Here is a 25,965-nt window from a genome sequence, read left to right as displayed (position 1 = left end):
CGACCGCACCACCTACAACGCCACTATCAGCATCGACGTCCTCGCCCCACCAGAACCTTGACGGTCACCGCGAACGCCTAACTACACGGCGTTGGAACTAGATCCAGCCTCTGGCTCTCGCTGCTCGGGCTGCCTCGTGGCGGTTGGACGCGCCGGTTTTGCCCACGGCTGAGGAGAGGTAGTTGCGGACCGTGCCTGGGGACAGGGAGGCGCGGCGGGCTATTTCGTCTATCGGGGCGCCTTCGAGGGCGAGTTCCAGGACGTCGGCTTCCCTGGGGGTCAACGGGTTGTCGCCTGCGCTGATGGCTTCCGCGGCCAGGGCCGGGTCCACGTAGCGGCCGCCGGAGTGGACGGTGCGGACCACGGTGGCGAGGACGTCGGAGGAGACGGTCTTGGGGAGGAAGCCTCGGACGCCTGCTGCCAGGGCTCGTTTCAGGTGGCCTGGGCGGCCGTGGCTGGTGACGATCATCGTCGAGCACGACGGGAGTTCCGCGGACAGGGCCTGGGCGACGGAAACGCCGTCGAGGTCTGGCATTTGGAGGTCGATCACGGCCACGTCGGGGCGGACCACGCGGGCTGTGGCGAGGGCTTCGGCGCCGGTGGCGGCTTGGGCCACCACCTCGAGGTCGTCTTCCAGTGAGAGCAGGGCGGCCAGGGCGCCGCGGATCAGGTGTTCGTCGTCGGCCAGGAGGATGCGGATCACGGGAGCTCCACGGTGAGGACGAAGCGGTGGGGCGCTTCCGGGGCCGCGGTCACTGTGCCTCCCAGGGCCGAGATGCGTTCGTGGAGGCCCTTCAGGCCGCTGCCGAAGCGGAAGTCGGAGGCCGTGACGCCGTCGTTGGACATGGTCAGCACCTTGCCGCGCAGCGTGATCGTGCACGAGCTGGCCTCGCTGTGGCGCAGGACGTTGGTCACGCCCTCGCGGACGGCCCAGCCCAGGGCGCCCGCGGGTTCGCCGGAGATGTCGGCCTCGCCGATCACGCGGCAGTCGATGCCCGCGGAGGCGAGAAGGGAGCGGGCGCCGGCCAATTCCACGGAGAGGTCGGCGGTGCGGTAGCCGCTGACGACGGCTCGCAGTTCGTCCAGTGATTCCTGGGCTATGCGGCGGACTTCCAGCATTTCGTCGATGGCGGTGGGGCGGCCTCGGCGGGCCAGCTGCGCTGCCAGGTCTGCTTTCAGGGCCACGGCGGAGAGGTTGCGGCCCACCACGTCGTGCAGGTCGCGGGCGAAGCGGAGGCGTTCCTCGGCCACGGCGAGGCTGGCGCGGATCTCGCGGGAGCGGTCCAGTTCCCAGACCAGGCCCAGCATCCACAGGGTGGTGCTGAAGGCGAAGGCCACGAACAGGAGCATCGTGGACGTGAAGATCGCGCGGCCCGGTGGGGCGGTGAGCGCCACATAGGCGCCGCCGACCAGGCAGGCCAGGAGGACGAATCGGGGGCGGACCACCGCGGACAGGGTCGTGACCGTCAGGATCAGGACGATGAGGGCGATGCCGTCGGCCGGGCCGTCCGGCTTGCCAGGGGTCGGGTTCGGGAACGCCAGTTCGCCGCTGATCAGCACGACGGCGGTGTAGGCCAGGAAGATCACCAGCAGGTGCCGGGGGAACGGGACTCGGCCGAGGTGGTGCTCGATGCCCTGGTGGACCAGGGGAAAGCTGAGCGCCACGTGGCCCAGTACCGCGGCCGTGATCACGGCGAGGGCGGCCGTGCCGATCTCCTCGGTCATGCCCACGATCAGCAACGGCGGCAGGACCAGGTAGCTCGCGTAGAACGTGGCGCGGACGAACAGGTCGAACCGCGCCGCGTTGCCACGGGACCGCCACCAGCCGAGCAAGGTCACCTCCGAGGGTCCCAGCGGAACCAGCGTCGTACAGCGTAGATCCCGAGCACGATCCACACCGTCAGGACGATCAACGGGCGCAGCACGGGGCCGTCGGACCACCCCGCGCGCAGCAGGTCGAGCACCGGGCTCAACGGCAGCAGGCGCAGGACCGAGGCGACGCCGTCCGGCAGCACCGACAGCGGGAAGAACAGGCCCGCCCCGAACGCGCACGCCACGAGCATCGGCAGTGACGTCACCTGGGCCATCTCCACGGTGCGGGTGAACGCCGAGGACGCCGCGGCCAGCAGCGCGAAGACGATCACGCCGCCGGCGACACCGGCGACCAGGAACCACGGCCGCGCCGGCAGTGCGACGCCGGTCGTCACCCCGACGACCACCGCGAACAACGCCGTCTGCCCCAACGCCACCACCACGGACGGCAGGGACGCGCCGAACAGGATCTCGGGATCGGTCAGCTCACCGACGCGAAGACGTTTCAGGACAAGCTCTTCACGCCGTGCCACGAACGTGGTGACGAGGTTGTAGTAGACCGCCATCAGCAGCACGAACCCGGTCAGGCCCACGATCAACGGCACACCGTCCGCGTCCGCGGCCATCAGCGCCGGCACGAGCAACAACGGCAGCAGGAGTGAGTTGAACAGCGCCGTGCGGTTGCGCCAGAACAACTTCAGTTCGGCCTGCCCGACAGCCGTGGCCTTCACGCCGCCTCCTCCGCGATCGCCAGGAACGCCTCCTCGAGTGACGCCGACCGGGCGTCCAAACCGGACAGTTCCACCGAGTTGACATGAGCCCACGCAAGCAGCTCGTGCAACGTCTGCTGCAGATTGTTGGTCCGCACGGTGACCCGCCCGGAACCGTCCTCCGATACCACGACGGGCAGTGGAATCCCCGCGGGCGGCACGAACGAAATGCGAGCCGGATACGCGTCCACGACTTCGGAAACCGTTCCCTGGGCCACGATCCGGCCGCGGTGCATGATCGCCAGCCGGTCGGCCAACGCCTGCGCCTCCTCCAGGTAATGCGTCGTCAGCAGCACGGTCACCCCTTCGCGCAACAAAGAACGAATCAGTTCCCACGTGTTGCGCCGGCTTTCTGGATCGAGTCCGGTCGTCGGCTCGTCCAGGAACAACACCTCGGGCCGGCCCAGCAACGCCAGCGCCAGATCGAGCCGCCGCCGCTCACCACCCGAAAGCTGCTTCACCCGCACCGAAGCGCGATGTGCCAGGTCGACGAGAGACAACGCCTCGTCGACCGGCCGGGGAGAAGTCAGGGTTCCTGCCCACATCTTGGTGGCCTCGGTCACGGTGAGGTCGGGTGGGAAACCGCCTTCCTGCAGCATCACGCCCACCCGTGGCCGGACCAGAGAGCGCTCCCGGAACGGATCGTGCCCCAGCACCGAAACCGTGCCCGCGGCCGGACGTGAGAGCCCTTCCACCACCTCCACGGTCGAGGTCTTCCCCGCACCGTTCGTGCCGAGCAAAGCGAACATCTCGCCCCGCTCCACATCAAATGAGACGCCCCGCACAGCTTCGAAACCCCCGCTGTACCGGCGCGTCAGCCCCCGCACCTCGATCGCCGTCATACGCCCACGATCTCGGGAAATGGCACTCGAAGGCAGTGTCACGACACATCAGAAACCCATGACAGATGTCATGCCCGTCGTCACGTGCGGGAAGTGCCGCGCAGGAACCGCGCCACCGGCCACACCCCGTCGGAGGTGTTGCCCAGCACTGTGTGCGTGATCCCCGAATCAGGCTCGTGCACCGTCTTGAACGACACCCCGGCGTCCCAGCCGACGAGCTGCACCTCGCTGGTCGACCCGTGCAGCCAGAAGCCGAGTCCGTACCGCAGGGAGTCCTCCGGCACCTCGCTGTGCGGCTTCACCATCTCGGCGACCCACCTCTGCGACACGATCCGCCCGCCGAAGAACGCCCGCCACAACGCGCTGACGTCGGCCGCCGTGGTGTAGATCCCGCCGTCACCGCCGCCGCGGATCGGCAGGTGGAACACGTTGGTACGCCACTCGCCGTCGATCGGCAGGTGTCCGACGGCCGTGCGTTCGCCGAGAGAATCCGACCGCAGGAAGTCGGTGTCCACGAGGCCCGCCGGCGAGCACACCCGTTGGCGCACCAGGTCGTGGTACCCGACGCCGCTCGCCCGTTCCGCGATCAGGGCGAGCACGACGTAGCCGCCGTTGTTGTACGCGAACGCGCTGCCGGGCGGGAACTTCTGCGGATACCCGTCGAGGATCGGCAGGTACTGCTCGACGTGGAGGAGGTTCTGCACGGGCACCGGCAGCACGTAGGCGTTGATGTCGGTGATGACCTCTTCGTCGAAGTAGTCGCCGATGCCGGACCGGTGCGCGAGCAGGTGCCCGACGGCGACCTCGTCGTCGACCAGCGGGAGGTCGTCGCCGAGCAGTTCGCGGGCTTTCGTGTCGAGGCTCAGCGTGCCGTCCTCGATCAGGCTCACCACGGCGAGTGCCGTGAAAGCCTTGCAGCCGCTGGCGATCGCGAACCTGGTGTCGACCGTGTTCGCGATCCGGTAGCCGCGATGAGCCAGTCCGTACGCCTTCTCGAACACCTGCCCGTCGCGCTCGACCCTGACCACGCCCGAGAAGTTCGCGGTGCGGGCGACCTCGTCCAGCTCGTCTTCCATGCGGTGACGGTGGCACGGCCGGGTCCGGAAGGCGCGTGAATTTCCGGGCTCACGGGTGGTAGCGGCCCGCGACCTCGGTGATCTCCCCGTCGCTGTTGAACGTCAAGCGCGGTGCGTACGGCGGGACGTCCAGTGCCAGGAACTCCTCCCGGCTGCACGCGACCGTGCCGAGGCCTCCCCAGCCCAGGCTGATGTCGTGGAGCGTCCCGCAGCCCTGCGCCGTGCGGAACTCCGCGTCCTGCGCGAGCTTCGACACGTGCGGGAACTCGGTGAGCGAGTAGGCGGCGGAGTTGTTCTCCGGGGCTTTCCGGTACTCGGCCTCGACCCACTCGATCGTGCCGTCGGGGTGGATCGCCCTGATCAGCGTGACGTCCACCGAGCTCGGTCTCAGCCACACCACGACGCCCACGGCCGCCGCCACGACGGCTACGACAGGCCAGATCCAGCGCTTCATCCTCAACTCCCTGGTCGGTGATCACCGACATGACGCCGTGATCGGCTCGGTGGTTGCGCGACCTTGTAATATCACGATCGTGCTAAAAACTTGGGGGAACCGATGACGCTGGGACTGGTGGCGGGACTGGCGGGACTGGCGCTGCTGGACTCGACGAGCATCGGGACGTTGTTCATCCCGATCTGGCTGATGCTCACGCCGGGGCGCCTGAGGCTCAGCGGGTTCGCTGTGTACCTCGGCACGATCACGGTCTTCTACTTCGCGGTCGGCGTGCTGATCGTGCTCGGCGCCTCGCAGGTGGTCGATCATCTCGACGGCCGGGTGGCGTCGTGGATCCAGCTGGTGATCGGCGTGTTCCTGTTCGCCGTCAGCTTTCGGTTCGACGGCAAGAAGAAGTCCGACACTGAAAAGTGGCAGAACCGGATCAACGCCAACGGGTCGGCCGCCGCGCTCGCGGGCATCGCGGTGCTGGCGGGCGTGGTCGAGCTCGCGACGATGCTGCCGTACCTCGGCGCGATCGGCATGATGAGCGCCGCCGATCTCAGCGGAGGGCAGATCGGGCTGCTGCTCGCCGGGTACTGCCTGGTCATGATCGTGCCGGCGGTGCTGCTCCTCGGTGGCAGGCTCGCACTGAGGAGCCGGATCGAGCCGTTCCTCACCCGGATCAGCACGTGGTTCGCGGAGAAGGGCGCGAGCACGACCGGGTGGATTCTCGGCATCGCCGGGTTTCTGGTCGCAAGAGATGCCGTCGCACGGCTGTTCTTCGTGTGAACCATTTGGTCCAGTTGGCTGAACGACCGCGTTTCGTTTTTCTCCTACACTCGCGAGGATGACTCAGCTGGACGATCCGCGCAGATCGGTCCCGCGGGAGCTGGCACCGTTGCTCCGAATGGAAGTCGCACCCGTCGCGGTGAGCATTTTCGAAGCGATCGAGAAATCTATTCCCGAATACAGCCAGTTCAGGGACAACGTCATCGACGGTATTCGGCAAGCGCTGGTGAAGTTCGTTGACCGGATCGCCGAACCGGATTCCGCCGATGATCCACACGACGACATCCACCGCAAGCTCGGAGCGTGGGAGTTCAAGTGCGGGCGCAGCCTGGACAGCCTGCAGGCCGCGTACCGGATCGGTGCACGCGTGGCGTGGCGGCACGTGTGTGCGTTCGCCGAGCGGCGGGAACTGTCGCTGCACCTCATGTCCGTGCTGGGGGAGGCGATGATCGCCCACATCGACGAGCTCGTCAGCCTGTCGGTCGAGGGGTACGCGGCCGCGCAGGCGAGTGCGGCCGGGACGCTGGAACGCAAGCGGCGCAAGCTGATGGAGCTGCTGGTCGGTGATCCGGCGGGCAACTGGCAGGCGGTGCTCGACGCGGCGCGGGCGGCGGCGTGGCCGATGCCGGACCGGTTGTGCGCGGTGGCGCTTGAGCCGTCTGTCGCACCGGCCGACGACCTGCCGCCTGACGTGCTGGTCAACTTCGAGGACGCGACGCCGTACCTGCTCGTGCCGAACCCGGTGGCGGACTCGCGGTGGATCCGCAGGGCGTTGCCTGGCTGGCGGGCCGCGGTGGGGGTGCCGGTGGCGCCTGCCGACGCGCGCAAGTCGCTGGCCTGCGCCCGCCGGGTGCTGACGCTCGCCAAGGAGAAGGTGCTGCCGGACCGGCCCCTGCTCGACTGCGCTGATCATCTGGTGGAGCTGACCGTGCTGGCGGACGAGTTCCTGGCCCGGCAGCTGGCCGAACGGGCGCTGGCGCCGCTGGCCCCGCTGACCGACCGGCAGCGCACGAAGCTCGCCGAAACATTGCTCGTCTGGCTCTCGGCACGCGGCGGCGCACCCGAGGTCGCCGCCCGGCTGCAGGTGCATCCGCAGACGGTCCGCTACCGCGTGAACCAATTGGACGAACTGTTCGGCGACCGAATGCACGACGCCGAGGAGCGGTTCACGCTCGAGCTGGCCCTGCGCGCGCACTATTTATTGGATCGGGACTGATAAATCGCTCTGAGTCAATTCGTACGCGGGTGACAAAAGCAGGTTTCCTCTTGCATTGCGGAATGGCTCGTGACTACTTTACTGGCGAGTAAAGCAACACTGCCTTCTTGCAGTTCAATGTCGTACTGATGGAGGTCCCTGCAGATGAAGACCGGACTTTTCGCACGCGCCGCTGCCTGCGTTCTGGCTGTCGGAGCGCTGAGCGTGGCGACGGCCGGCACCAGTTCGGCGGCGACCGCCGAACTGAGCATCACCTACTCCTGCAACTTCTCGATCATCGGTGCGCAGGACATGCCGACCACGGTCAGCTCCGCGGACCTGCCGGACTCGGCGACCGTGGGCGTGCCCACCGCCGCGTCCAACACCACGGTCAAGAGCACGGTGTCGGAGGACGCCACCACCACGCTGAACTGGCTCGGCGCGAAGTCGGTCGACGGCACGATGACCAGCAACGTGCCCGTGACCAACGGCAGCGCCACCCAGACGCTGACGTCGGTGTCGACCGTCCCGAGCACGCCGGTTCCGTCCAGCGGCACGTTCCAGGTGACGGCGACCGGCACGTTCCCGGCGATGACGCTCGCCAACGTCGGCACGGCCACGATCTCGCTCGGCAACGCGACGCTCAAGCTGACTCCGCGCCAGGCGGATGGCTCCCCGACGTGGCTCGGCACGATCACCGTGCCGTGCACCGTCAAGGCCGGTCAGAACACCGCGTTCCACACCTTCCCGGTGGCTTGATTGATCCCGTGATGGGATTGGCGGCATGGAGCTCCAGCAACTGGTGGACCGCATTGCCGCCGAGGTCACGCCGGGTGGCGCAGTAGCCGACTACATCCCGGCTCTCGCCAGGATCGACCCGCACGCCTTCGGCCTCGCCGTCGCCACACTCGACGGCGAGGTCTTCGGCGCGGGGGACTACCGCACCCCGTTCTCCGTCCAGAGCATCTCCAAGGCGTTCATGCTCGCTCTGGCCCTGTCGCGCAACGACGACGTCTGGTCCCGCGTCGGCCGCGAGCCGTCCGGATCGCCGTTCAACTCGCTGGTCCAGCTGGAGACCGAGCAGGGCATCCCGCGCAACCCGTTCATCAACGCCGGTGCGCTCGTCGTGACCGATCACCTCGGCTTCGGCGCCGCCGATCGGCTGCTCGACTTCCTCCGGCAGGAGAGCGGCAACGCCTCGCTGGACGTGGATCCCGAGGTCGCGAAGTCCGAGCTCGACCACTCCGACCGCAACCGCGCGCTCGCGCACTTCATGGCCTCCTACGGCAACATCCGCAACCCCGTCGACGTCGTGCTGCACGAGTACGTCCGGCAGTGCTCGATCGCGATGAGCTGCGCTGATCTCGCGTTGTCGACGCTCTTCCTCGCACGGCACGGCGTCCGCAACGACGGAACCCGCCTGCTGGGTGTGAGCGGCGCGAAGCGGGTCAACGCCGTGATGCTCACCTGCGGCACCTACGACGCCGCCGGCCAGTTCGCCTACCGGGTCGGCCTGCCCGGCAAGAGCGGTGTCGGAGGCGGGATCATCGCCGTCGTCCCCGGGAAGTGCGCGATCTGCGTCTGGAGTCCCGCCCTGGACGCCCGCGGCAACTCGGTCGCCGGTGTCGACGCGCTGGACCAATTCACGACGTCCACGGGGTGGTCCGTCTTCTGACTGGTTGGCCAAGAAGGAGCAGGTGGTAGGAAGACGGGGTGAGCACATTGGGGAACGCACTGGCACTGGCTGAGGACGAGGCGGTGACCCTGGTCAGCGAGTTGATCAGGATCGACACCACCAACACGGGTGATCCCGCGACGCTGGTGGGCGAGCGCAAGGCCGCCGAGTGGGTGGCGGAGAAGCTGTCCGAGGTCGGGTACGAGACCACCTACGTCGAGTCGGGCGCGAAAGGCCGCGGCAACGTCATCGCGCGCCTGCAGGGTGCGGATCCCGGTCGCGGCGCGCTGCTGGTGCACGGTCACCTCGACGTCGTGCCCGCCGATGCCTCCGAGTGGTCGGTGCACCCGTTCTCCGGTGCCGTGCAGGACGGGTACGTGTGGGGACGCGGCGCGGTCGACATGAAGGACATGGTCGGCATGACGCTGGCCCTGGCCCGCCACTTCAAGCGGGAGAACGTGGTGCCGCCGCGCGACATCGTGTTCGCCTTCCTGGCCGACGAGGAGGCCGGTGGTCTCTTCGGCGCGAAGTGGCTGGTGGAGAACCGGCCGGAGCTGTTCGAGGGCGTCACCGAGGCGATCAGCGAGGTCGGCGGGTTCTCGATCACGCTGAAGGACGACGTGCGGGCCTACCTCGTGGAGACCGCCGAGAAGGGCATCCGCTGGCTCAAGCTGCGCGTCAAGGGCACCGCGGGCCACGGCAGCATGATCCACCGCGACAACGCGGTCGCGAAGCTCGCCGCCGCCGTCACGAAGCTGGACCAGCACCAGTGGCCCGTGATCATCCGCCCGTCGGTGCGGGAGTTCCTCGACGGCGTCAGCGAGATCACCGGGCTGGACTTCCCCGACGACGACATCGAGGGTTCGATCGGCAAGCTCGGTGCCCTGTCGCGGATGATCGGCGCGACGATCCGTGACACCGCGAACCCGACCATGCTGTCCGCGGGCTACAAGGCGAACGTGATCCCGTCGACGGCGGAGGCGACCGTCGACTGCCGGATTCTGCCCGGCCGCGAGGAGGCGTTCGACCGCGAGCTCGCCGAGCTGCTCGGCCCGGACGTCGAACGCGAGTGGGTCGGCCTGCCGCCGGTGGAGACGACGTTCGACGGCGCCCTGGTCGACGCGATGACGGCGTCGATCATCGCCGAGGATCCCGGCGCCCGCGTGCTGCCGTACATGCTCTCCGGTGGCACCGACGCGAAGTCGTTCCAGCAGCTCGGAATCCGCAACTTCGGCTTCGCCCCGCTGAGGCTCCCGCCGGACCTCGACTTCTCCGGGCTCTTCCACGGCGTGGACGAGCGCGTGCCGGTGGACGCGCTCAAGTTCGGCGTCCGCGTTCTCGACCGATTCCTGCGCAACAGCTGAGGAGAGTGTTTTGTCCACTGTGGACTTGACCGGTCAGGTCGCGTTGGTCACCGGCGGTGCGGGCGGGATCGGCGCCGCCGTCGTGCGACGCCTCGCGAAGCTCGGCGCCCAGGTGGCGGTGGTGGACCTGGACGCGGCCGGGGCGCAGCGCGTCGCGTCCTCGGTCGGCGGGCTCGCGATCGCCGGCGACGTCACCGATCCCGCGGTGATGCCCTCGGTCGTCGAGCAGGTCGAGAAGGAGCTCGGACGGCTCGACGTCGTGCACCTCAACGCCGGTGTCGGCGGCGGGCAGGCCGGTGTGGACGACGCGCTGGACGTCGAGCGTTACCGCAAGCTGGTCGGTGTCAACGTCGACCACGTCGTGTACGGGCTCTGCGCCGCGGTGCCCGCGTTGCGGCGCCAGGGCGGCGGCAAGATCGTGATCACCGCGTCGCTGGCCGGACTCGCCGCGATGCCGGCGGATCCGTTGTACACGCTGACGAAGCACGCGGTCGTCGGCTACGCGCGGGCGGCGGGCAAGGCGTTGGCCGACGAGGGAATCGTGGTCACCGCGTTGTGCCCCGGCTTCGTGGACACGTTGCTGCTCGGTGCCGCGAAAGAGGAGTTCGACGCCGTCGAGTTCCCGCTGCTGACGCCGGACGACATCGCGGAGGCCGTGCAGTCGGTGCTCGCGGAAGGAGCGCCGGGGGAGGCCTGGATCATCCAGCCGGGCGGGCAGGCCTCCGCCTACAAGTTCCGCGGCGTGCCGGGCGTGGGTGGCGGCCAGCTCCCGCCCGATGTCGTTCTCGGACGGGCCTAGACCGTGTCCTTTCGCCGTGTTGTCTCGTTAGGACGAACAGACGACACGGCGAAAGGAATCCGATGGTGCGGCTGGAGGACGGGACCGAGCTCAACGTGGTGCGCGCGGGAGACCCCGAGGCACCGGTGACGGTCGTGCTGGCACACGGCTACGCGCTCGACCACCGCAGCTGGCACAAGGTGGTGGCAGCGCTGAGCCAGGACTTCCAGGTCATCGCCTACGACCACCGCGGGCACGGCAGGTCGGCGGCCGCCACCAAGGAGACCGCGACGATCGAGCAGCTCGGCGACGACCTGGGCGAGCTGATCGAGCGCGCGGTGCCGCAGGGCCAGGTCGTGGTCGCCGGGCATTCGATGGGCGGCATGGCGGCGCTGGCGATGGCCGAGCGCCGCCCGCGGCTCTTCCGGCAGCGGGTGCTGGGCAACGTGTTCGTGTCCACGGCGGCGAGCGGGCGCAGTGAGACGTCGCTCGCGTGGCCGAAAGCGGTCGGGAAGCTCGTCAGGGAGCTGGAGCGGGCGTTCGGGCCGATCGTGCGGGCCGTGCGGGAGAAGATCGAGCCGACCAAGACCGCGGGGCTGCGGTGGTGGCTCTTCGGGGACCAGCCCGCGGATTCCGACGTCGAGCTGACCGCGGACATGGTGTGGGGGCAGTGGCCGGAGACCGTCGCGCTGTTCCGGCCCGCGGTCGACCGGTACGACCGCGAGGCTGGGCTGACCGTGGCCAAGGAGAAGGCGGTCGTCGCCGTCGTGGGGGACGAGGACCGGCTCGTGCCGGAGACGGACGCCGCGAAGTTCGGCGGAACATCGGTCATTCTGGCCGATGCCGGACATATGCTTCCCCTCGAACGGCCGGACGAACTCGCCAACCTGATTCGTGAGGTGGCCGCCAAGGCATAGCTGGGGGGCTGGTGCTGCAGTACCTGGAACCGCGGACGGACGTGCCCGCGATCAACGACTGGTCCACCGGCCTCATCCTGCAGGAGCTGGGGCTCGTGCGGCGCACCCTGTCGATCGTCGCGCTGGCGGCGCTCGCCGGGCTCGTCGGCTGCCTGTTCCTGCCCATGGAGATCGGCAACATCGCGGCGATCGTGGTGTTGTCGCTGTTCTTGCTGGTGGGCGCGATCGGGCCGGTGATGCACCGGATCCAGACGCTGCCGGTGCGCAGGGGACTGCTGGACGAGCCGTGGCGGCGATGCCCGGTGACCGTGGTGGACCACCCCGACGACAAGTACCCCACGTACGTTCGCATGCTCGACAGTGTCGTCCTCGAGAGTTTTCCGAGCAGCGAGCTGCGTGACGTCCTGCGCCACCGCGGCGAGGTCTTCGTCTGCGGTCCTGACGAGAAGGGCAAGGCGGTCATACGGATCGCGGGCCTCGCCGAGATGGAGAACGTCACCGTGGCGCGGCCCGCGGAGTTCGTGGACCGGGAACCGGAGGAACCGCACGAGATCGGGCGTCCGCTGGACGATCCGGCGGTGCGCAAGGCCTTCTCCGGCCTGGTGGCGGGTACGCGCGCGACGTTGGGCACCACGATTCCGGCGGGGATCGGCGCGGTGATCGTGCTGATGAGCCTGTGGCCGATCGCCCCCGCCGGGCTCGTCGTCGGTGGGGTGGTCGTGGTCCTCTCCCTGCTCATGCTGCCGTCGCTGATCGAGCTGAGCCGCTGGTACCGCGACGCGGTCAAGGCGATGCACGCCGCGCGGCGCTGGATCCCGGTGCCGATCACCCTGTTCCCGTGGCAGCCGGGCGCACTCGTGGCCGGCCTCGCGACGATGGAGGGCGGCCGGCTCGCGCTCGTCCAGTTCGTCGACCCGAACCTGCATGTCATCGCGAACATCGCCGACACGGGCACCATGTGGATCGCAGGCGTGCACGAGGACGTGATCGCGGTCGGCGTGCCCAGGCTGCCGGTGCTGACGATCGCGGCGATCCAGCCGGACAGCGACACGCCACGGGAGGCTCCTGTCCCGTGGATCCAGCGGCTGCGCCAGCCGGACTTCAGTCGCCTGCCGCGGTAGGGACATGATCGCGGTGGGTGCGTGCTGACGTACGCGGTCGTGCGCGCTCATGGGGTCGCCCAGGACGGCGACCCCATGTCCTTGTTCCGGCGGCTGCGGCGGGGGAAACCCCTGAGCCTGCCCTAGACGGGCGAGCGGCGGGCGCGGCCGGGTGGGCGGCCGAAGAGCCGGACGTGCTCGTCGACGAGCCAGTCCTTCAGTGGTGCCCATTCTGGGTGGTGGTTGAGCACCAGCAGGCGGTGCATCCACCAGTTCGGGTCGTCGTGGCGGGGGAACGTGGCGAGCCAGGCGGCTCTGCCCTCTTCCGACAGGCTCCACAGGTGCGCGAGCTGGCCCTGGGCGTCGGTGTCGAGCTGGGCGGTGATCTGACCGCCTTCGGTGTGCCATTCCGCGCGTAGTTCGCGCAGGACGGCTATGGCGCGTTCGTCACCCTCCTCGGCTGTGACGACAACTGTGTGCAGGCCCTGCGCCGCGGCTTCGGCGAGCAGGGCTCGGGTGGACGTTTCGTCGTGCGGCAGTGCGCTGTGAGCGACCCCGACTTCATGCGGCACGAGCTCCATGACAAGGAATCTGATCACATCTGCAACCAGTTAGGTGCATTTTATTGCTTCAGTGTTGACTGAAGAGTCACCTTCTCCTGGTCGCCCACCGCAGCTGGGCAGACGTTGTCGTACGACGCCCAGACATCGACACCGCACAACGTTTTCGCACTACAAAGTGGGTCGACAGGGAGGAGGCGGGGTGTTGTTCAGCAAAGCGGCCTCGGCTCGACGCAGGGGAAGTCGCGGTCCCAATGACGAGTGGACAGGTGCGGCGTCGTAGTCGAACGAACGCGGGCGGTGTCCGCGAAGGTGCTGGGGGAGTAGTGACTGAGTTTGCCCAGTTCACGGTAGCCGGGGGAGCCGGCCTTCACGTGGAGCTCGTGCAGGTCGAAGGCGAACTGTTCGACAGGCCCGGCGAACGGGTTGAGCGGTTTCTCCGGGCGAGGACGACGAAGATTCTTCCATCCGCATTCAGCTCGTTACTCACGATGGCTTCAGTGTTGACTGAAATAAATCACCAATCGGTACTCGGCTTCACCAGACACGGGGAGAGTCTCAAAAGCCAGGACACGACCGCCCCAGCACTCGACTCCGGTCGCTGGCGGCAGGGAAGCGGCCGCGTCGTACCGGTCGGTGAACGCGGCGCCGGCCGTGATCGAGAGCTCGAAGGCGAGCGCGGCGGCGGTGTGGTCACCGAGGTCCGCGGCGGCCCGCAGGGCGGCGGCGCGGTGGTCGGCGATCGAGTTCCAGTCCGGGTAGTGGGCTCGGGCGGCCGGGCTGAACGCGAACCGGACGAGGTTTCGTTCGTCACCCAGGCCGGCGATGGCGGTGAAGGCGTCGTTGCTCGCGACCACGTCGAGCGAGGGGGAGAGCAGGCAGGCCGGGGTGGGATCGAGGGCCGCGAGCGTCGCGAGGACGGTCGGCCGAGGTGGCGGCGGAGCGGGTGGCGCGCACGTGTGATCCGCCTTGATCAGGCGGTACAGGTGGACGCGTTCGTCGGCGGAGAGGGTGAGCGCGTCGGCAAGGGAGCCGAGGACCTGGCCGGAGGGGGAACGGTCGGTGCCGCGTTCGAGGCGGGTGAGGTACTCGACGCTGATGCCGGCGCGGTCGGCGAGTTCGCCGCGGCGCAGTCCGGGGGTGCGGCGGCGGCCCGCGGGGTGTGGTGGTGGGGTGGCTTCGCGGCGGGCGCGCAGGAAGCGGCCCAGTGCGTTGTCGGCCATGATCGCGGAGTTTAGGGGGACCCTGAACGGGTCTCCCTCGGCTTCGGTCGCCGGGTGATGCTGTGGATCATGCGATACCGACTGTTCGGCCGGACCGGCTTGCGTGTCTCGGAGTTGTTGCTGGGCACCATGACGTTGCGCTCGGAGGAGGAGGCGCGGCGTGTGCTCGACGTGTACGCGGACGCCGGTGGCAACTTCCTGGACACGGCTTCGGCCTACGGGGAGAGCGAGGAGGTTCTCGGTGCGGTGATGCGGCGCCGGGACCGGTTCGTGGTGGCGACGAAGTACACGCTGTCACGAGATGTGCGGGACCCGAACGCGGGTGGGAACCACCGCAAGAACCTGGTGCTGTCGTTGGAGCGGAGTCTGCGGCGGTTGCGCACGGACTACGTCGACGTGCTGTGGGTGCACCTGTGGGACCGCCACACGCCGGTCGAGGAGACGATGCGGGCGCTGGACGACGTGGTGCGGGCGGGGAAGGTGCTCTACGTCGGGGTGTCGGACGCGCCGGCGTGGTTCGTGGCGCGGGCGAACACCTTGGCCGAGTGGCGGGACTGGACGCCGTTCTCGGGGTTGCAGGTGCCGTACAACCTGCTGCGGCGTGACGTCGAGCGGGAGTTGCTGCCGATGGCGGACGCGCTGGGGGTGAGCGTGGCGGCGTGGGCGCCGCTGGCGGCGGGGAAGTTGTCCGGTGGCACGCAGCGGGCGGGGCAGCTCACCGCACGGGAGGAGCGTGCGGCGCTGGCTGTGCGTGCCGTCGCGGACGAGTTGGGCGCGTCGCCTGCTCAGGTGGCGTTGGCGTGGGTACGGCGCGACGGTGTGTTGCCGTTGGTCGGGGCGCGGACGCCGAAGCAGCTGACGGACTGTCTGCGCGAGGTGGTGCTGCCGCCGGAAGCGGTCGCGCGCCTGGAAGCGGCGGCCCCGTTCGAACGGGGCTTTCCGGCGGACTTCATCGCCGAGTGCGAGGCGAGTCCGTTCGCGTTCGGCGAAGCTGTTTTGACATCCTCCCCTGCGTGAACGCCGGGGGATTCCCGCGTGGCTAGGCCGCGTCTGGGGTGGTTCCTGCTTCATCACCCGCGGCCTCCCCGGAGGGAGGACTTACGTGAGCTCCACAGGCGTTTGCCTCTCCGCCTGCCCGGCGGCGAGGATGTTGACCGCGGCGTTGTAGTCCCGGTCGTTCACGACCGCACACTGCGGACATGCCCATGCCCGGATGTTCAGCGGCATGGCGTCCACGAGGTGCCCGCATGCTGAGCACGTCTTGCTGGACGGCAGCCACCGCGACACCTTGTGCACGGTGCGGCCGTGTCGTCCGGCTTTCTGCTCGACCAGCCGTACGAGCTGGCCCCACCCGGCGTCGTGGATGACCCGCGCGAGGCGCCTGTTGCGGACCATGCCCGTGATGTTCAGGTCCTCGATGTAGACCGCTTGGTTGTCGCGGACCAGGTTGAGGGCCTGCTTGTGGTGGTAGTCCCGCCGTGCACGCGTGAGCTTGCCGTGCTGCACGGCGACCTTGCGCCGGGTCTTGGCCCGGTTCGCGCTGCCTTTGACACGTCGGGCTTTCTGCCGCTCCAGGCTGCGCAGCTTCCGCAGTTTGGCCGCCAGGTGTTTCGGGTTCGCAATGTCCGTGCGGGTGCCGGTCGAGGTCGCGACCGTCGCCAGCCGGGTGATCCCGAGGTCGATCCCCGCTTCCTGCTCCACGACGGGCAGCGGTGCTGGCTCGACCTCCACCACGAACGACGCGTAGTAGTGGCCGTCCGGTTCCCGGATGATCGTCACCGAGGACGGTTCCGATGGCAATTCCCTTGACCAGCGAACCTTCACGTCGCCGATCTTCGCCAGGTACAGGCGTCCGTCCGGGCGCAGGCTGAACCCGTTGCGGGTGAGCCGGAACGACTGCCGGGTGTCCTTTCGGGACTTGAACCGAGGCTTGCCGACCGTGCGGCCTTTGCGGCGCTTGGTCATCGAGCCGAGCCAGTTGCGGTGCGCCCGGTGCGCGTCCTGTACGGACTGCACCAACGCCACTGATGCGACCTCGGACAACCACGCTCTCGGCGCGGCCGCCTTCGCCTGGGTGATCACGCGGCGCTGAACCTCGGTCGGGGAAATCCTCTCCCCAGCATGATATGCCTCGTCCCGGCAGCGGATCGCGTCGTTGAACACCACCCGCGCACAGCCGAACGTGCGCGCCATCCACTGCCGTTGAACCGTTGTGGGTTCGATCCGGTAGCGGTAGCGGACCAGCACAACGATCACCGTAGCAAGGTGGCCTACGGGTGACGGACAGGACTACAGGACCGTGGCAGGCACTGTGGTTTCGGCTTGCTCGTTCATGTGGTCTTCGTGACGAAGTACCGGCGGAACGTCCTCCCTGGCGATCACCACGAATTCCTGTGCGAGGTGATCGGCGAGGTCTGCACGGACTTCGGCACCAGTCTCACTGAGTGCAACGGCGAAGACGATCACGTGCACCTGCTGGTCGTGTACCCGCCACAGGTCGCTGTGTCCCGGCTCGCGAACAGCCTCAAAAACGTCTCGTCGAGGCGCCTGCGACAGCAGTACCGCGTCCGCACCCACCGCGACCACCTGTGGTCGCCGTCCGACTTCGCTGCGTCCTGCGCCCGCGCACCACTGGCCATCATCAGGCAGTACGTCGAGAACCAGCGCCGTCCCGCACAACGACCTGCCGCACGGACCACACAAGCCGGGACGGCTATCCTCGGCTGAACGCCGGGGATAGCGCCGATTTGCCTTTGGTCAGGTGATCAGGCCTGGCAGCAGCGAGGGCTGGCGCTTGCGACGGAGCCAGACTTTGCGGGAGCCGTCGCCGTAGAGCAGCGTGCGGGACAGTTCCCAGCCCGCGAACTCGGCGTGGATGGCCAGCTGCGTGGTCGCGGTGCGGCGGGAGATGCCGGGCGGCAGACGCAGCGGCCGGTACTCCCAGTCCCCGTCGATCACCCCTTCGTTCATGGCGAGATCACCTGTATCCCTCCGTTGTCGCCGGACGTGACCGTGACTCGTCCGGTCTCCTGGTCGACACTGACCGTGTTGGGCTGACGCACGGTGGGGAACCGGTGCTTCTCGGTCGGTTCGCCACCGGCGACGTTGAGTCCGACGACCTCGTTGCGCTCGGTGAGCGTGATCCACGCGATGTCGCGCTTGGCGTCGTAGGCGATGCCGTACGGGCCGCCGGGGACGGGGTAGCGCTGGCGCATGATCAGCGGGTTGACGGAGAACGCGATGAACTCCCCGCCGCGAGTGTCGACGACGAGCAGGCGGCCGTAGCGGTCGGTGACACCGTTGGTGGCGCCGTCGCCCGCCCTCAGGCCCGTGCCCCTGACCTGCGCGCCCTTGTCGTCGGTGGTCATCTCGAACACCGCGCTGCGCAGCCGGTCGAGCTCGACGTTGCGGCCGTTGACCTGGAACTTCAGCGTGGTGTCGCCCTCGGTGAACGATCCGCCGGGCGTGACCTCGCCGGGGAGCGTGCCGTTCTGGGCGGGGGAGTGGGCCGGTTTGGCGGCCTCGAGCGTTGCCGCGATCTGCAGTGGATCGGACGACCCCTCGCTCTGTCCGCACGCTGTCAGCGCGGCGGTGGTCAAGAGCAGAGCAGCGAGCCGGCGCAAGATCGGGTCCTCCTGAGATACGTCGTGGTCTACCAGCATCCACGACGTTCGGTCGGAGGTCACGCAAGGGGTGGGGTGAAACCCCGTTTGGCCGCCTTGTGTACTTAACTCTATAGCTTCAGTGTTGACTAAATTCAAGCCTCATCACTTATCACGACCACCGCCGAACGTAGGTCCTCCAAACAACCAGGAAATCAGGGCATCGGGCGCTCGGGGTAGCCGAGCTCGATCGCGCTGACGTCGTCCAACGCGGCCCGGATGGCCGGTGGCAAGGTCAGCTGCTCGGTCTCCAGCGAGGCGATCAGCTGGTTCGTGTCGCGTGCTCCCACCACGGGTGCGACGACGCCGGGCCGGTCGCGCACCCACGCCAGGGCGACGCACAACGGCGAGGTCCCGAGCCCTTCCGCGGCGGTGGCGACGGCCTGCACGATGCGGGCGGCGCGTTCGTTGCGGTGCTGCTCGACGTAGCCCGCGAAGTGCGGGGAGGCGCCGCGGGAGTCCGGTGGGGTGCCGTTGCGGTATTTGCCGGTCAATACGCCGCGCCCGAGGGGTGCCCACGGCAGGAGTCCGATCCCGTGGTGCAGTGCTGCCGGGGCGACTTCTCGTTCGATGCCGCGTTCCAGCAGGGAGTACTCGACCTGGGTGGAGATCAGCGGGAACGCGGACGGCGTCAGGGCGGCGGTGGCGAGCTGCCATCCGCTGTAGTTGGAGACGCCGACGTAGCGGGCCTTGCCGGAGGTGATGGCGTGGTCGAGGGCGGAGAGGGTTTCCTCGATGGGGACGCCGGTGTCCCAGGCGTGCAGTTGCCAGAGGTCGATGTGGTCGACGCCGATGCGGCGCAGGGAGCCGTCGAGTGCGGTGAGCAGGGCGCCGCGGGAGGCGCCGCCGCCGAAGGGGCCTTCGGTGCGGCGGGCGACGGCTTTGGTGGCGATGACGAGTTCGTCGCGGGGGACGACTTCGCCGAGGAGGGTGCCGAGGATGCGTTCGGCTTCGCCGTCGGTGTAGACGTCGGCGGTGTCGATGAGGGTGCCGCCGGCGTCGGCGAAGGCCATGAGCTGGGTGGCGGCCTCGTCCGCGTCGGTGTCGCGGCCCCACGTCATCGTGCCCAGTGCCGTCCTGGAGACGCGGAGGCCGCTGCGGCCGAGGTATCGCTGTTCCACGTGCGCGATGCTAAGGGGTGATCATCGGCTGAGCCTGGCAATCGGTGTTACTGACCGGTAGGGTCTCGGCTCGTGAAGCTCGGACTGAACCTCGGATACTGGGGCGCCGGCAACGACGCCGCGAACCTTGAGCTGGCCAAAGAGGCTGACCGCCTCGGCTTTTCGGTGGTGTGGGCCGCGGAGGCCTACGGCTCTGACGCGCCGACGGTGCTCGCGTGGGTGGCCGCGCAGACCGAACGCATCGACGTCGGTAGCGCGATCTTCCAGATTCCGGCGCGGACGCCGGCGATGGCGGCGATGACGGCGGCGACGCTGGACACGTTGTCGGGTGGCCGGTTCCGGATGGGCCTGGGTGTGTCGGGTCCGCAGGTGTCGGAGGGCTGGCACGGTGTGCGGTTCGACAAGCCGCTGGCTCGGACGCGTGAGTACGTGGAGATCGTGCGGAAGGCTCTCTCCCGCGAGAAGCTGCGGTACGAGGGTGAGCACTACACGCTGCCGTTGCCGGACGGTCCCGGCAAGGCGTTGCAGCTGACGGTGCACCCGGTGCGGGAGCAGATCCCGATCTACCTCGCTTCGGTGGGTCCGAAGAACCTGGAGCTCACGGGTGAGATCGCGGACGGCTGGCTGGCGATCTTCTTCTCGCCGGAGTACTCGGCCGAGTCGCTGGCGAGTGTGAGGGCCGGTCGGGAGAAGGCCGGGAAGACGATGGACGGCTTCGACGTCGTTCCGACGGTGCCGTTGATCGTGGGTGAGGACTGGAAGGCGTGTGCTGACCCGGTTCGTGCGTACACGGCGCTGTACGTGGGCGGTATGGGCAGCCGTAAGCAGAACTTCTACAACAACCTGATGGTGCGCATGGGTTTCCCGGCTCAGGCCGAGGAGATCCAGGAGAAGTACCTGGCTCGTGACTACGCCGGTGCGATGGCGGCGATTCCGCTGGAGTTCCTGGACGCGACGTCGCTGCTGGGGCCGAAGGAGCGCATAGCAGACAAGATGAAGGCTCTCGCCGCCGCGGGGGTCACCACGCTGTCCGTTTCGCCGATGCTGCAAGATCTGGAGCAGGGGATCGCGGGCCTTCGCACCGCGGCCGAGGCTCTGGATCTGGCAGGAGTGGGTAGTTGAGCTGGTTGCAGGCTCTGGTCCTCGGACTGGTCCAAGGACTGACGGAATTCCTGCCGATTTCCAGCAGTGCGCACCTGCGCATCACGTCGACGCTGTTCTTCGGTAACGACGCGGGCGCTTCGTTCACCGCGGTGATCCAGCTGGGTACCGAGGTGGCGGTGCTGATCTACTTCGCCAAGGACATCGGGCGGTTCGTCGCCGCCTGGTTCCGTGGCTTGTTCTCCTCTGCCGCGCGGCAGGAGAAGGACTACAGGCTCGCCTGGTACGTGATCATCGGTTCCGTGCCGATCTCGGTTCTCGGCTATCTGCTGAAGGACGAGATCCGGACGTCGGCGCGGAACCTGTGGATCACGGCGACGATGCTGGTGGTGTTCGGTCTGCTGCTGGGTCTGGCCGACCAGCTGGCGAAGCACCAGCGTGACGAGCTGCGGATGAAGGACGCGATCGGGATGGGGCTGGCGCAGGCGCTGGCGCTCATCCCGGGCGTGTCGCGTTCGGGTGGCACGTTGACGGCGGGTTTGTTCCTGGGGCTGACGCGGGAGGCGGCGGCGCGGTACTCGTTCCTGCTGGCGATTCCGGCGGTGTTCGGTGCGGGGTTGTTCTCCATTCCGGACGTGCTGGAGCGCTCGGGTGAGGGTGTGCAGGCGTCGGTTCCGCAGATGATCGTGGCGACGCTGATCTCGTTCGTGGTGGGGTATGCCACGATCGCGTGGTTGTTGAAGTACGTCTCCAAGCACTCGTACTCGGCTTTCGTGTGGTACCGGCTGATGCTGGGTCTCGTGCTGATGGGGCTGCTGTCGATGGGGTTGCTGCAGCCGATCTAAGGTGGGTGCCGTGGCCACGGTGATCCTGCTTCGACATGCTCGTTCGACCGCCAACGGGTCCGGTGTGCTCGCCGGCCGGTCGTTGGGTGTCGGTTTGGACGAACGGGGGCGGGCGCAGGCCGCGGCACTCGTCGATCGGTTGAAGGACGTTCCGGTCAGCGCGGTGGTGTCGTCTCCTCTGCAGCGGTGTGAGGAGACGCTGGCGCCGTTGCTGGCGGATCGTGCGCTGGAGGCGGTCGCGGAGCCGGATGTGTCCGAAGTGGACTACGGGGCGTGGACCGGCAAGGCGTTGAAGGATCTGCTGAACGAGCCGTTGTGGTCGGTGGTGCAGCAGCATCCGTCGGCGGCGATCTTCCCCGACGGTGAGGGGTTGGCGTTCGTGCAGGCGCGTGCTGTCGCGGCGGTGCGGGCGCACGATGCCCGGATCACCGAGGAGCACGGGCCGGGTGCGGTGTGGGTGTTGTGCTCGCACGGTGATGTGATCAAGGCGATTCTGGCGGATGCGTTGGGTCTGCATCTGGACGGTTTCCAGCGGATCGTGGTGGATCCGTGTTCGGTGTCGGTGGTGCAGTACACGCAGACGCGGCCGTTCGTGTTGCGGGTCAACGACAACGGTGGGGATCTGTCGGGTGTGGTGCCGAAGGCGCCGCCGCAGGAGGAGCCGTCGTCGGACGCTACCGTGGGCGGCGCGACCGGGACCTGAGGTAGCGCTGCTCCGGCACGCTCAGTGTCAGTTTCGCGGCTTTCTCGTATTCCTGGGCTGCGGCGTCGTGGTCTCCTCGCAGGTCGAGGAGGTGTGCTTTCACGGCGTGGACGCGGTGGTGGTCGAGGTCGAGTGTGGACAGTTCGTCGAGGGCTTGCTGGGGGCCGTGGACCATGGCGACGGCGACGATGCGGTTGAGGGCGACCATCGGGCCGGGTGCGGTGACGGTGAGCAGTTCGTAGAGGCCGAGGATCTCGTGCCAGTCGGTGTCGTCGGCGGTCTTGGCGTCGGCGTGCACTGCGGCGATGGCGGCTTGTAGCTGGTAGGGGCCGATTTTGGCGGTCTGCAGGGCTGTTCTGATGAGTTCGGTGCCCTCGGTGATGGCGGCGGTGTCCCATTTCTCGCGGTCTTGTTCGGACAGCGGGATGAGTGCGCCGTTGTCGTCGGTGCGGGCGGGGCGGCGGGCGTCGGTGAGCAGCATCAACGCGAGCAGCCCGGTGACCTCGCCGTCGTCGGGCCTTCTGCGGTGCAGCTGCCGGGTCAGCCGGATCGCCTCGGCTGTGAGGTCGACCCGGACGAGGTCGTCGCCGGAGCTCGCGGTCGAGCCTTCGGTGAAGATCAGGTAGAGCACGTGCAGGACGGCGGTGAGGTCTTTCGGTGGCCGGAACTTCGCGCCTTTGATCTTCTGCTTCGCGCGGCTGATCCGTTGTGCCACGGCCGATTCCGGTACGAGGAAGGCCCGTGCGATCTCCGCGGTCGTGAGGCCGCCGACCGCGCGCAGGGTGAGGGCGATCTGCGAGGCTGTCGTGAGGCTTTCGTGGCAGCACAGGGCGAGGATGGTGAGCGTGTCGTCCTGCGCGGGTGCCGGGTCGGGTGGGGGTGGCGTGAGGGCGGCGACCTTGTCCTCGCGCTGACGTCGTGCGACGTCCGACCGGTACTGCTCGATCCAGCGTCTGCTCGCCGCGGTGATGAGCCAGCCCTTGGGGTTGTCCGGGACACCTTCCTCCGGCCACTGCCGGGCGGCACCGAGCAGCGCTTCCTGGACGGCGTCCTCGCAGACGTCGAACTGGCCGTGCCGGCGCACCAGCACGCCGAGGACCTGCGGCGCGAGTTCGCGCAGCAGGCCCTCGATCCGCGGTGTCGTCCTCACAGGTCCAGCATGCTCATGTCGAAGATGGGGCGGATCTCGATGCCGTCGTTGTGCGCGTCGGGCAGGGTCGCCGCGTGGGCGATGACCTGGTCGATGGTGTCGGCCTCGACGAGGTAGAACCCGGCCAGGTACTCCTTGGCCTCGGCGAACGGTCCGTCGGTGACCACGACCTCGCCGTCCTTGATGCTCACGCCCTTGCCGGTCTCGGGCCCGGCGAGCCCTTCGCTGACGACCAGCTCGCCGGACGCGCGCAGCTTGTCGGTGAGGTCGTAGTGCGCCTGCCCGAACTGCATCTGCTGCTCGTCGGTCAGCTTCTCCCACGCGGCCCGCGACTTCGGGTTGCTGTAGATCAGGATCAGGTACTTCACTTCCGGCCTCCGCTTCCTGGCGCGCTGGCGCCAAAAATCTTCTCACCGCCATGTCGAGGCCGCGGGCCGTGTCTCGACACCGGTGTGTCAGGCGATTCGACGGAGGTTTGCGGATGACTCACACACTGGTGCGGGACGAGGCGGAGATCCGGGCGTTGTTCACCGAGCTCGAGGACGGCATGCGGCTGCGGGATCCCGCGCGGATCGTGGCGCGTTTCGCCGCCGACGCGGTGACGTTCACGCTGGCTCCGCCGCTGCGCAACACCGGTCTGGACGCGCGTGATCCGGAGGCGCTCGCGGGGTGGATGGCGGGGTTCGCCGGGCCGATCACGGTCGAGCACCGCGACCTGGTGGTGGCGGTGTCCGGTGACGTGGCGTTCGTGCACGGGCTGGCGCGGATGGCGGCGGTGCCGGTCGGTTATCCGGAGGGGTTCTCGTTGTGGATGCGGATCACCGTGGGGTTGCGGCGGTGCGAGGGGCGGTGGCTGGTGGCGCACGAGCACCAGTCCGTGCCGTTCTACATGGACGGGTCGTTTCTCGCCGCGACTGATCTGGAGCCGTGACACGTGCCGGGGCCCGGACCGTGCAGGGGTGCGGTCCGGACCCCGGTCTTCTCTGTGGCGGGTCCTTACTTGACGTTCACCGCGGCCCAGGCACGGTCGACCGCCGCGTACTCCGGAGACGAGGCGCCGTAGAGGTCGGCCGCGGCGGCCAGGGTGCCGGTGCGGGCGGCGGCATACTTGGTGCTGGAGGTGAACTTCGTGGTCAGCGCGCGGTACCAGATCTTCTCGGCCTTGGCGCGGCCGATGCCGGTGACGGGCTGGTTGTCGACGGTGGGGGAGTCGTAGGTGACGCCGTTGATCGTCTTCTGGCCGCTGCCCTCGGACAGCAGGTAGAAGAAGTGGTTGGCGATGCCCGAGGAGTAGTGCACGTCGACGCTGCCGGCGCTGGAGGACCAGTAGTCGAGGCTGCGGCCGTCCTTGGAGGGCTTGTCCATGTAGCGCAACGGCTTGCCGTCGCCCCGAATGTTGATCTTCTCGCCGATCAGGTAGTCACCGACGTCGGAGCTGTTGGCGGCGTAGAACTCCGTGGTGGAGCCGAAGATGTCGCTGGTGGCCTCGTTGAGGCCGCCGGACTCGCCGGAGTAGACCAGGCCGGCGGTCGCGGAGGTGACGCCGTGCGACATCTCGTGCGCCGCGACGTCGATCGACGTCAGCGGGTTCTGGTTCTGCGCGCCGTCGCCGTAGGTCATGCAGAAGCAGGAGTCCGACCAGAAGGCGTTGACGTAGTTGTTGCCGTAGTGGACCTTGCTCAGCGCGCCCACGCCGTTGTTCTTGATGCCGTTGCGGCCGTGGACGTTCTTGTAGTAGTCCCACGTCTCGGCGGCGCCGTAGGCGGCGTCGACGCCCGCGGTGGCCTTGTCGGTGTAGGTGCCGTTGCCCCACTTGTTGTCGGTGTCGGTGAACAACGTGCCGGTGCCGGAGCCGTTGTTGAGGTTGTTCACGGCCTGGTTGCCGCGCGCCGGGTCCTTGAGCTGGAACGTGCTGCCCGACTGGGTCGTGTTCAGCGACACCGTGCCGGTGTAGGTGGACTGGCCGGTGCCCTCCGCGACGTGGATGTCGTCGTAAGCCAGCAGCGTCTCACCGGTCTTGGCGTCGGTGAAGGTGTGCAGCTCGCTCGGCGTCTGGTCCTCCTTCACGCTGCGCGTGACCGACTCCCACGCCAGCACGGGCGCGTGGTCGAGAGCGAACACCACGAGCTTCGCATCGGAACGGGCGGCGGCGGGCGCTGCGGTGTCGAGGCCGGCGAGGGAGGCCTCTGTCGCCTTCGTGACCCCGGTGACCTGGCCTGCCTTCTGCACGACGACCACGTCGCCGCCGATGACCTTGAGGCCGTTGAGCGTCCGGTCGAACCGGAGGTGGTGCGTGCCGTCGGCGTCGCGCACGACGTCGCGCGGGACGAGCCGCTCGCCGCCGGACAGACCGAGGGCGGAGGAGATCATCCCCGCCTGCTCGGCCGCCGCGTGCAGTGCTTCCTGCTTGGCCAGCAACGGGTTCACCGGCTGCGGCGCCGCGTTGGCGCCGAGCGTGCCCGCGGAGGCCAGGGCCGCCGCGGACATCAGGGCGGTGGTGATGCCCAGGGTTTTGCGTTTCATGGAACGCTCCTTGTTCCGGTGCAGGGAGCGATCGCTCCGGCGTTACAGGGGTGCCGGGTCGACCACCGTGGAACAGCCCGACCTTCGTCTCGATGACCGGGCGTGGTGATCGTATTGCTCTGGGTGCATGGGACGAGCCACTCCCAGAATCCGAGATTGCTTCACGAATTGGGCAGCTGCGCTGGTCAGGAGAGCGGTTTTTGCCCGGATGGTGGAACAAAAGAGCAGCTCAACCAGCGTGGAAACACAACGGAAACGTTCGGGTTCGACCGTGCCGACGGCCTAGCGGGCTGCTCCGAATGGTGCGGCTCTACCGGAGGGGA

28 protein-coding genes and 1 pseudogene are annotated in these 25,965 nt (G+C 68.3%); 14 read left to right on the top strand and 15 right to left on the bottom strand.

Annotation, left to right across the window (positions count from 1 at the left end):
• Positions 1–97 precede the first annotated feature (97 nt).
• From JOD27_RS31460 to JOD27_RS31435, 6 genes are all read right to left on the bottom strand, one after another.
• On the bottom strand, positions 98–703 hold the full coding sequence (locus JOD27_RS31460) for a response regulator transcription factor (protein ID WP_204765916.1): 606 nt from the start codon (positions 701–703) through the stop codon (positions 98–100).
• Positions 700–1,839 (bottom strand): sensor histidine kinase, encoded by a 1,140-nt coding sequence (locus JOD27_RS31455; RefSeq protein ID WP_204765915.1) that lies wholly within the window; start codon positions 1,837–1,839, stop codon positions 700–702. The genes JOD27_RS31460 and JOD27_RS31455 overlap by 4 nt, the downstream gene beginning before the upstream one ends.
• Entirely contained in the window at positions 1,836–2,543 is a 708-nt protein-coding gene (locus JOD27_RS31450) for an ABC transporter permease (RefSeq protein WP_204765914.1), read from the bottom strand. Before JOD27_RS31450 ends, JOD27_RS31455 begins: the two co-directional genes overlap by 4 nt.
• Entirely contained in the window at positions 2,540–3,424 is an 885-nt protein-coding gene (locus tag JOD27_RS31445; protein ID WP_204765913.1) for an ABC transporter ATP-binding protein, read from the bottom strand. Before JOD27_RS31445 ends, JOD27_RS31450 begins: the two co-directional genes overlap by 4 nt.
• Positions 3,425–3,504: 80 nt before the next feature.
• Positions 3,505–4,500 carry a serine hydrolase domain-containing protein gene (locus JOD27_RS31440; protein WP_204765912.1) on the bottom strand — a complete coding sequence of 332 codons (996 nt, stop codon included), beginning with the start codon at positions 4,498–4,500 and terminating at the stop codon, positions 3,505–3,507.
• 49 nt (positions 4,501–4,549) lie between these two features.
• Positions 4,550–4,954: a hypothetical protein gene (locus JOD27_RS31435; protein ID WP_204765911.1), complete on the bottom strand. Its 405-nt coding sequence runs from the start codon at positions 4,952–4,954 to the stop codon at positions 4,550–4,552.
• Between the two features lie 102 nt (positions 4,955–5,056).
• Between JOD27_RS31435 and JOD27_RS31430 the strand changes: the two genes are divergently transcribed.
• From JOD27_RS31430 to JOD27_RS31395, 8 genes are all read left to right on the top strand, one after another.
• Positions 5,057–5,725 (top strand): GAP family protein, encoded by a 669-nt coding sequence (locus tag JOD27_RS31430; RefSeq protein WP_204765910.1) that lies wholly within the window; start codon positions 5,057–5,059, stop codon positions 5,723–5,725.
• Positions 5,726–5,783: 58 nt separating this feature from the next.
• Positions 5,784–6,941: a PucR family transcriptional regulator gene (locus tag JOD27_RS31425; protein WP_204765909.1), complete on the top strand. Its 1,158-nt coding sequence runs from the start codon at positions 5,784–5,786 to the stop codon at positions 6,939–6,941.
• Positions 6,942–7,085: 144 nt separating this feature from the next.
• On the top strand, positions 7,086–7,679 hold the full coding sequence (locus JOD27_RS31420; RefSeq protein WP_204765908.1) for a DUF6801 domain-containing protein: 594 nt from the start codon (positions 7,086–7,088) through the stop codon (positions 7,677–7,679).
• Positions 7,680–7,704: 25 nt separating this feature from the next.
• Positions 7,705–8,595 carry a glutaminase gene (locus tag JOD27_RS31415; protein ID WP_204765907.1) on the top strand — a complete coding sequence of 297 codons (891 nt, stop codon included), beginning with the start codon at positions 7,705–7,707 and terminating at the stop codon, positions 8,593–8,595.
• 47 nt (positions 8,596–8,642) lie between these two features.
• Positions 8,643–9,959: a M20/M25/M40 family metallo-hydrolase gene (locus JOD27_RS31410; RefSeq protein ID WP_204765950.1), complete on the top strand. Its 1,317-nt coding sequence runs from the start codon at positions 8,643–8,645 to the stop codon at positions 9,957–9,959.
• A gap of 19 nt (positions 9,960–9,978) precedes the next feature.
• A complete protein-coding gene (locus JOD27_RS31405) occupies positions 9,979–10,758 on the top strand; it encodes an SDR family oxidoreductase (protein WP_307830434.1) in 780 nt (259 codons plus the stop codon).
• Positions 10,759–10,820: 62 nt separating this feature from the next.
• The gene (locus tag JOD27_RS31400; protein ID WP_204765905.1) at positions 10,821–11,654 is read left to right on the top strand and encodes an alpha/beta fold hydrolase; all 834 of its coding nucleotides are present in this window, start codon (positions 10,821–10,823) and stop codon (positions 11,652–11,654) included.
• 11 nt (positions 11,655–11,665) lie between these two features.
• Positions 11,666–12,775: a hypothetical protein gene (locus JOD27_RS31395; protein WP_204765904.1), complete on the top strand. Its 1,110-nt coding sequence runs from the start codon at positions 11,666–11,668 to the stop codon at positions 12,773–12,775.
• A 122-nt stretch (positions 12,776–12,897) separates the two neighbouring features.
• Here the strand turns inward: JOD27_RS31395 and JOD27_RS31390 are convergent, their stop codons facing one another.
• Together JOD27_RS31390 and JOD27_RS31385 are read right to left on the bottom strand one after the other, a co-directional pair.
• On the bottom strand, positions 12,898–13,335 hold the full coding sequence (locus tag JOD27_RS31390; protein ID WP_204765903.1) for a hypothetical protein: 438 nt from the start codon (positions 13,333–13,335) through the stop codon (positions 12,898–12,900).
• A 476-nt stretch (positions 13,336–13,811) separates the two neighbouring features.
• Positions 13,812–14,537 (bottom strand): helix-turn-helix domain-containing protein, encoded by a 726-nt coding sequence (locus JOD27_RS31385; RefSeq protein WP_204765902.1) that lies wholly within the window; start codon positions 14,535–14,537, stop codon positions 13,812–13,814.
• A 69-nt stretch (positions 14,538–14,606) separates the two neighbouring features.
• Between JOD27_RS31385 and JOD27_RS31380 the strand changes: the two genes are divergently transcribed.
• Positions 14,607–15,554, top strand: a complete 948-nt coding sequence (locus tag JOD27_RS31380) for an aldo/keto reductase (protein WP_239569642.1) — start codon at positions 14,607–14,609, stop codon at positions 15,552–15,554.
• Positions 15,555–15,635: 81 nt separating this feature from the next.
• Here the strand turns inward: JOD27_RS31380 and JOD27_RS31375 are convergent, their stop codons facing one another.
• Positions 15,636–16,793: an RNA-guided endonuclease InsQ/TnpB family protein gene (locus JOD27_RS31375; protein WP_204765901.1), complete on the bottom strand. Its 1,158-nt coding sequence runs from the start codon at positions 16,791–16,793 to the stop codon at positions 15,636–15,638.
• A gap of 42 nt (positions 16,794–16,835) precedes the next feature.
• Between JOD27_RS31375 and tnpA the strand changes: the two are divergent.
• Positions 16,836–17,264 (top strand): annotated as a pseudogene (gene tnpA, locus JOD27_RS31370) (IS200/IS605 family transposase); the annotation flags it as partial.
• Between the two features lie 30 nt (positions 17,265–17,294).
• Here tnpA and JOD27_RS31365 read toward each other — a convergent pair.
• The 3 genes from JOD27_RS31365 to JOD27_RS31355 all read right to left on the bottom strand — a co-directional run bounded on the left by JOD27_RS31365 (position 17,295) and on the right by JOD27_RS31355 (position 19,320).
• Positions 17,295–17,507, bottom strand: coding sequence for a DUF5703 family protein (locus tag JOD27_RS31365; protein WP_112225096.1), 213 nt, complete (start codon positions 17,505–17,507; stop codon positions 17,295–17,297).
• The gene (locus JOD27_RS31360) at positions 17,504–18,160 is read right to left on the bottom strand and encodes a YncE family protein (RefSeq protein ID WP_204765899.1); all 657 of its coding nucleotides are present in this window, start codon (positions 18,158–18,160) and stop codon (positions 17,504–17,506) included. The genes JOD27_RS31365 and JOD27_RS31360 overlap by 4 nt, the downstream gene beginning before the upstream one ends.
• Before the next feature lie 194 nt (positions 18,161–18,354).
• Positions 18,355–19,320, bottom strand: a complete 966-nt coding sequence (locus JOD27_RS31355) for an aldo/keto reductase (protein WP_204765898.1) — start codon at positions 19,318–19,320, stop codon at positions 18,355–18,357.
• Positions 19,321–19,392: 72 nt separating this feature from the next.
• On the opposite strand from JOD27_RS31355, the gene JOD27_RS31350 reads away from it, so the two are divergent.
• From JOD27_RS31350 to JOD27_RS31340, 3 genes are read left to right on the top strand one after another with little or no spacing between them, the layout of a single operon-like run.
• A complete protein-coding gene (locus JOD27_RS31350) occupies positions 19,393–20,442 on the top strand; it encodes an LLM class F420-dependent oxidoreductase (protein ID WP_204765897.1) in 1,050 nt (349 codons plus the stop codon).
• The gene (locus JOD27_RS31345; protein ID WP_204765896.1) at positions 20,439–21,266 is read left to right on the top strand and encodes an undecaprenyl-diphosphate phosphatase; all 828 of its coding nucleotides are present in this window, start codon (positions 20,439–20,441) and stop codon (positions 21,264–21,266) included. The genes JOD27_RS31350 and JOD27_RS31345 overlap by 4 nt, the downstream gene beginning before the upstream one ends.
• A 10-nt stretch (positions 21,267–21,276) precedes the next feature.
• Positions 21,277–21,969 (top strand): histidine phosphatase family protein, encoded by a 693-nt coding sequence (locus JOD27_RS31340; protein ID WP_204765895.1) that lies wholly within the window; start codon positions 21,277–21,279, stop codon positions 21,967–21,969.
• Here the strand turns inward: JOD27_RS31340 and JOD27_RS31335 are convergent.
• The gene (locus tag JOD27_RS31335) at positions 21,941–23,119 is read right to left on the bottom strand and encodes a sigma-70 family RNA polymerase sigma factor (RefSeq protein WP_307830433.1); all 1,179 of its coding nucleotides are present in this window, start codon (positions 23,117–23,119) and stop codon (positions 21,941–21,943) included. The genes JOD27_RS31340 and JOD27_RS31335 overlap by 29 nt on opposite strands.
• The gene (locus tag JOD27_RS31330; RefSeq protein ID WP_204765894.1) at positions 23,116–23,487 is read right to left on the bottom strand and encodes a YciI family protein; all 372 of its coding nucleotides are present in this window, start codon (positions 23,485–23,487) and stop codon (positions 23,116–23,118) included. The genes JOD27_RS31335 and JOD27_RS31330 overlap by 4 nt, the downstream gene beginning before the upstream one ends.
• Positions 23,488–23,600: 113 nt before the next feature.
• Between JOD27_RS31330 and JOD27_RS31325 the strand changes: the two genes are divergently transcribed.
• A complete protein-coding gene (locus JOD27_RS31325) occupies positions 23,601–24,050 on the top strand; it encodes a YybH family protein (RefSeq protein WP_204765893.1) in 450 nt (149 codons plus the stop codon).
• 65 nt (positions 24,051–24,115) lie between these two features.
• Here the strand turns inward: JOD27_RS31325 and JOD27_RS31320 are convergent, their stop codons facing one another.
• Positions 24,116–25,642: a M4 family metallopeptidase gene (locus JOD27_RS31320; protein WP_204765892.1), complete on the bottom strand. Its 1,527-nt coding sequence runs from the start codon at positions 25,640–25,642 to the stop codon at positions 24,116–24,118.
• Positions 25,643–25,965 lie beyond the last annotated feature (323 nt).

Origin of the sequence: Lentzea nigeriaca (genome assembly GCF_016907955.1) — a bacterium.
GTDB classification, from domain to species: domain Bacteria; phylum Actinomycetota; class Actinomycetes; order Mycobacteriales; family Pseudonocardiaceae; genus Lentzea; species Lentzea nigeriaca.
Note: the sequence above shows the minus strand (reverse complement) of the source record. Positions and strands in the feature narration are given on the sequence as shown.

Excerpts from the sequence above, each read along its gene's own strand:
- JOD27_RS31445 (WP_204765913.1), bottom strand. The coding sequence starts at position 3,424 with ATGACGGCGATCGAGGTGCGGGGGCTGACGCGCCGGTACAGCGGGGGT.
- JOD27_RS31440 (WP_204765912.1), bottom strand. The coding sequence starts at position 4,500 with ATGGAAGACGAGCTGGACGAGGTCGCCCGCACCGCGAACTTCTCGGGC.
- JOD27_RS31435 (WP_204765911.1), bottom strand. The coding sequence starts at position 4,954 with ATGAAGCGCTGGATCTGGCCTGTCGTAGCCGTCGTGGCGGCGGCCGTG.
- JOD27_RS31430 (WP_204765910.1), top strand. The coding sequence starts at position 5,057 with ATGACGCTGGGACTGGTGGCGGGACTGGCGGGACTGGCGCTGCTGGAC.
- JOD27_RS31425 (WP_204765909.1), top strand. The coding sequence starts at position 5,784 with ATGACTCAGCTGGACGATCCGCGCAGATCGGTCCCGCGGGAGCTGGCA.
- JOD27_RS31420 (WP_204765908.1), top strand. The coding sequence starts at position 7,086 with ATGAAGACCGGACTTTTCGCACGCGCCGCTGCCTGCGTTCTGGCTGTC.
- JOD27_RS31415 (WP_204765907.1), top strand. The coding sequence starts at position 7,705 with ATGGAGCTCCAGCAACTGGTGGACCGCATTGCCGCCGAGGTCACGCCG.
- JOD27_RS31400 (WP_204765905.1), top strand. The coding sequence starts at position 10,821 with ATGGTGCGGCTGGAGGACGGGACCGAGCTCAACGTGGTGCGCGCGGGA.
- JOD27_RS31390 (WP_204765903.1), bottom strand. The coding sequence starts at position 13,335 with ATGGAGCTCGTGCCGCATGAAGTCGGGGTCGCTCACAGCGCACTGCCG.
- JOD27_RS31385 (WP_204765902.1), bottom strand. The coding sequence starts at position 14,537 with ATGGCCGACAACGCACTGGGCCGCTTCCTGCGCGCCCGCCGCGAAGCC.
- JOD27_RS31380 (WP_239569642.1), top strand. The coding sequence starts at position 14,607 with ATGCGATACCGACTGTTCGGCCGGACCGGCTTGCGTGTCTCGGAGTTG.
- JOD27_RS31365 (WP_112225096.1), bottom strand. The coding sequence starts at position 17,507 with ATGAACGAAGGGGTGATCGACGGGGACTGGGAGTACCGGCCGCTGCGT.
- JOD27_RS31325 (WP_204765893.1), top strand. The coding sequence starts at position 23,601 with ATGACTCACACACTGGTGCGGGACGAGGCGGAGATCCGGGCGTTGTTC.
- JOD27_RS31320 (WP_204765892.1), bottom strand. The coding sequence starts at position 25,642 with ATGAAACGCAAAACCCTGGGCATCACCACCGCCCTGATGTCCGCGGCG.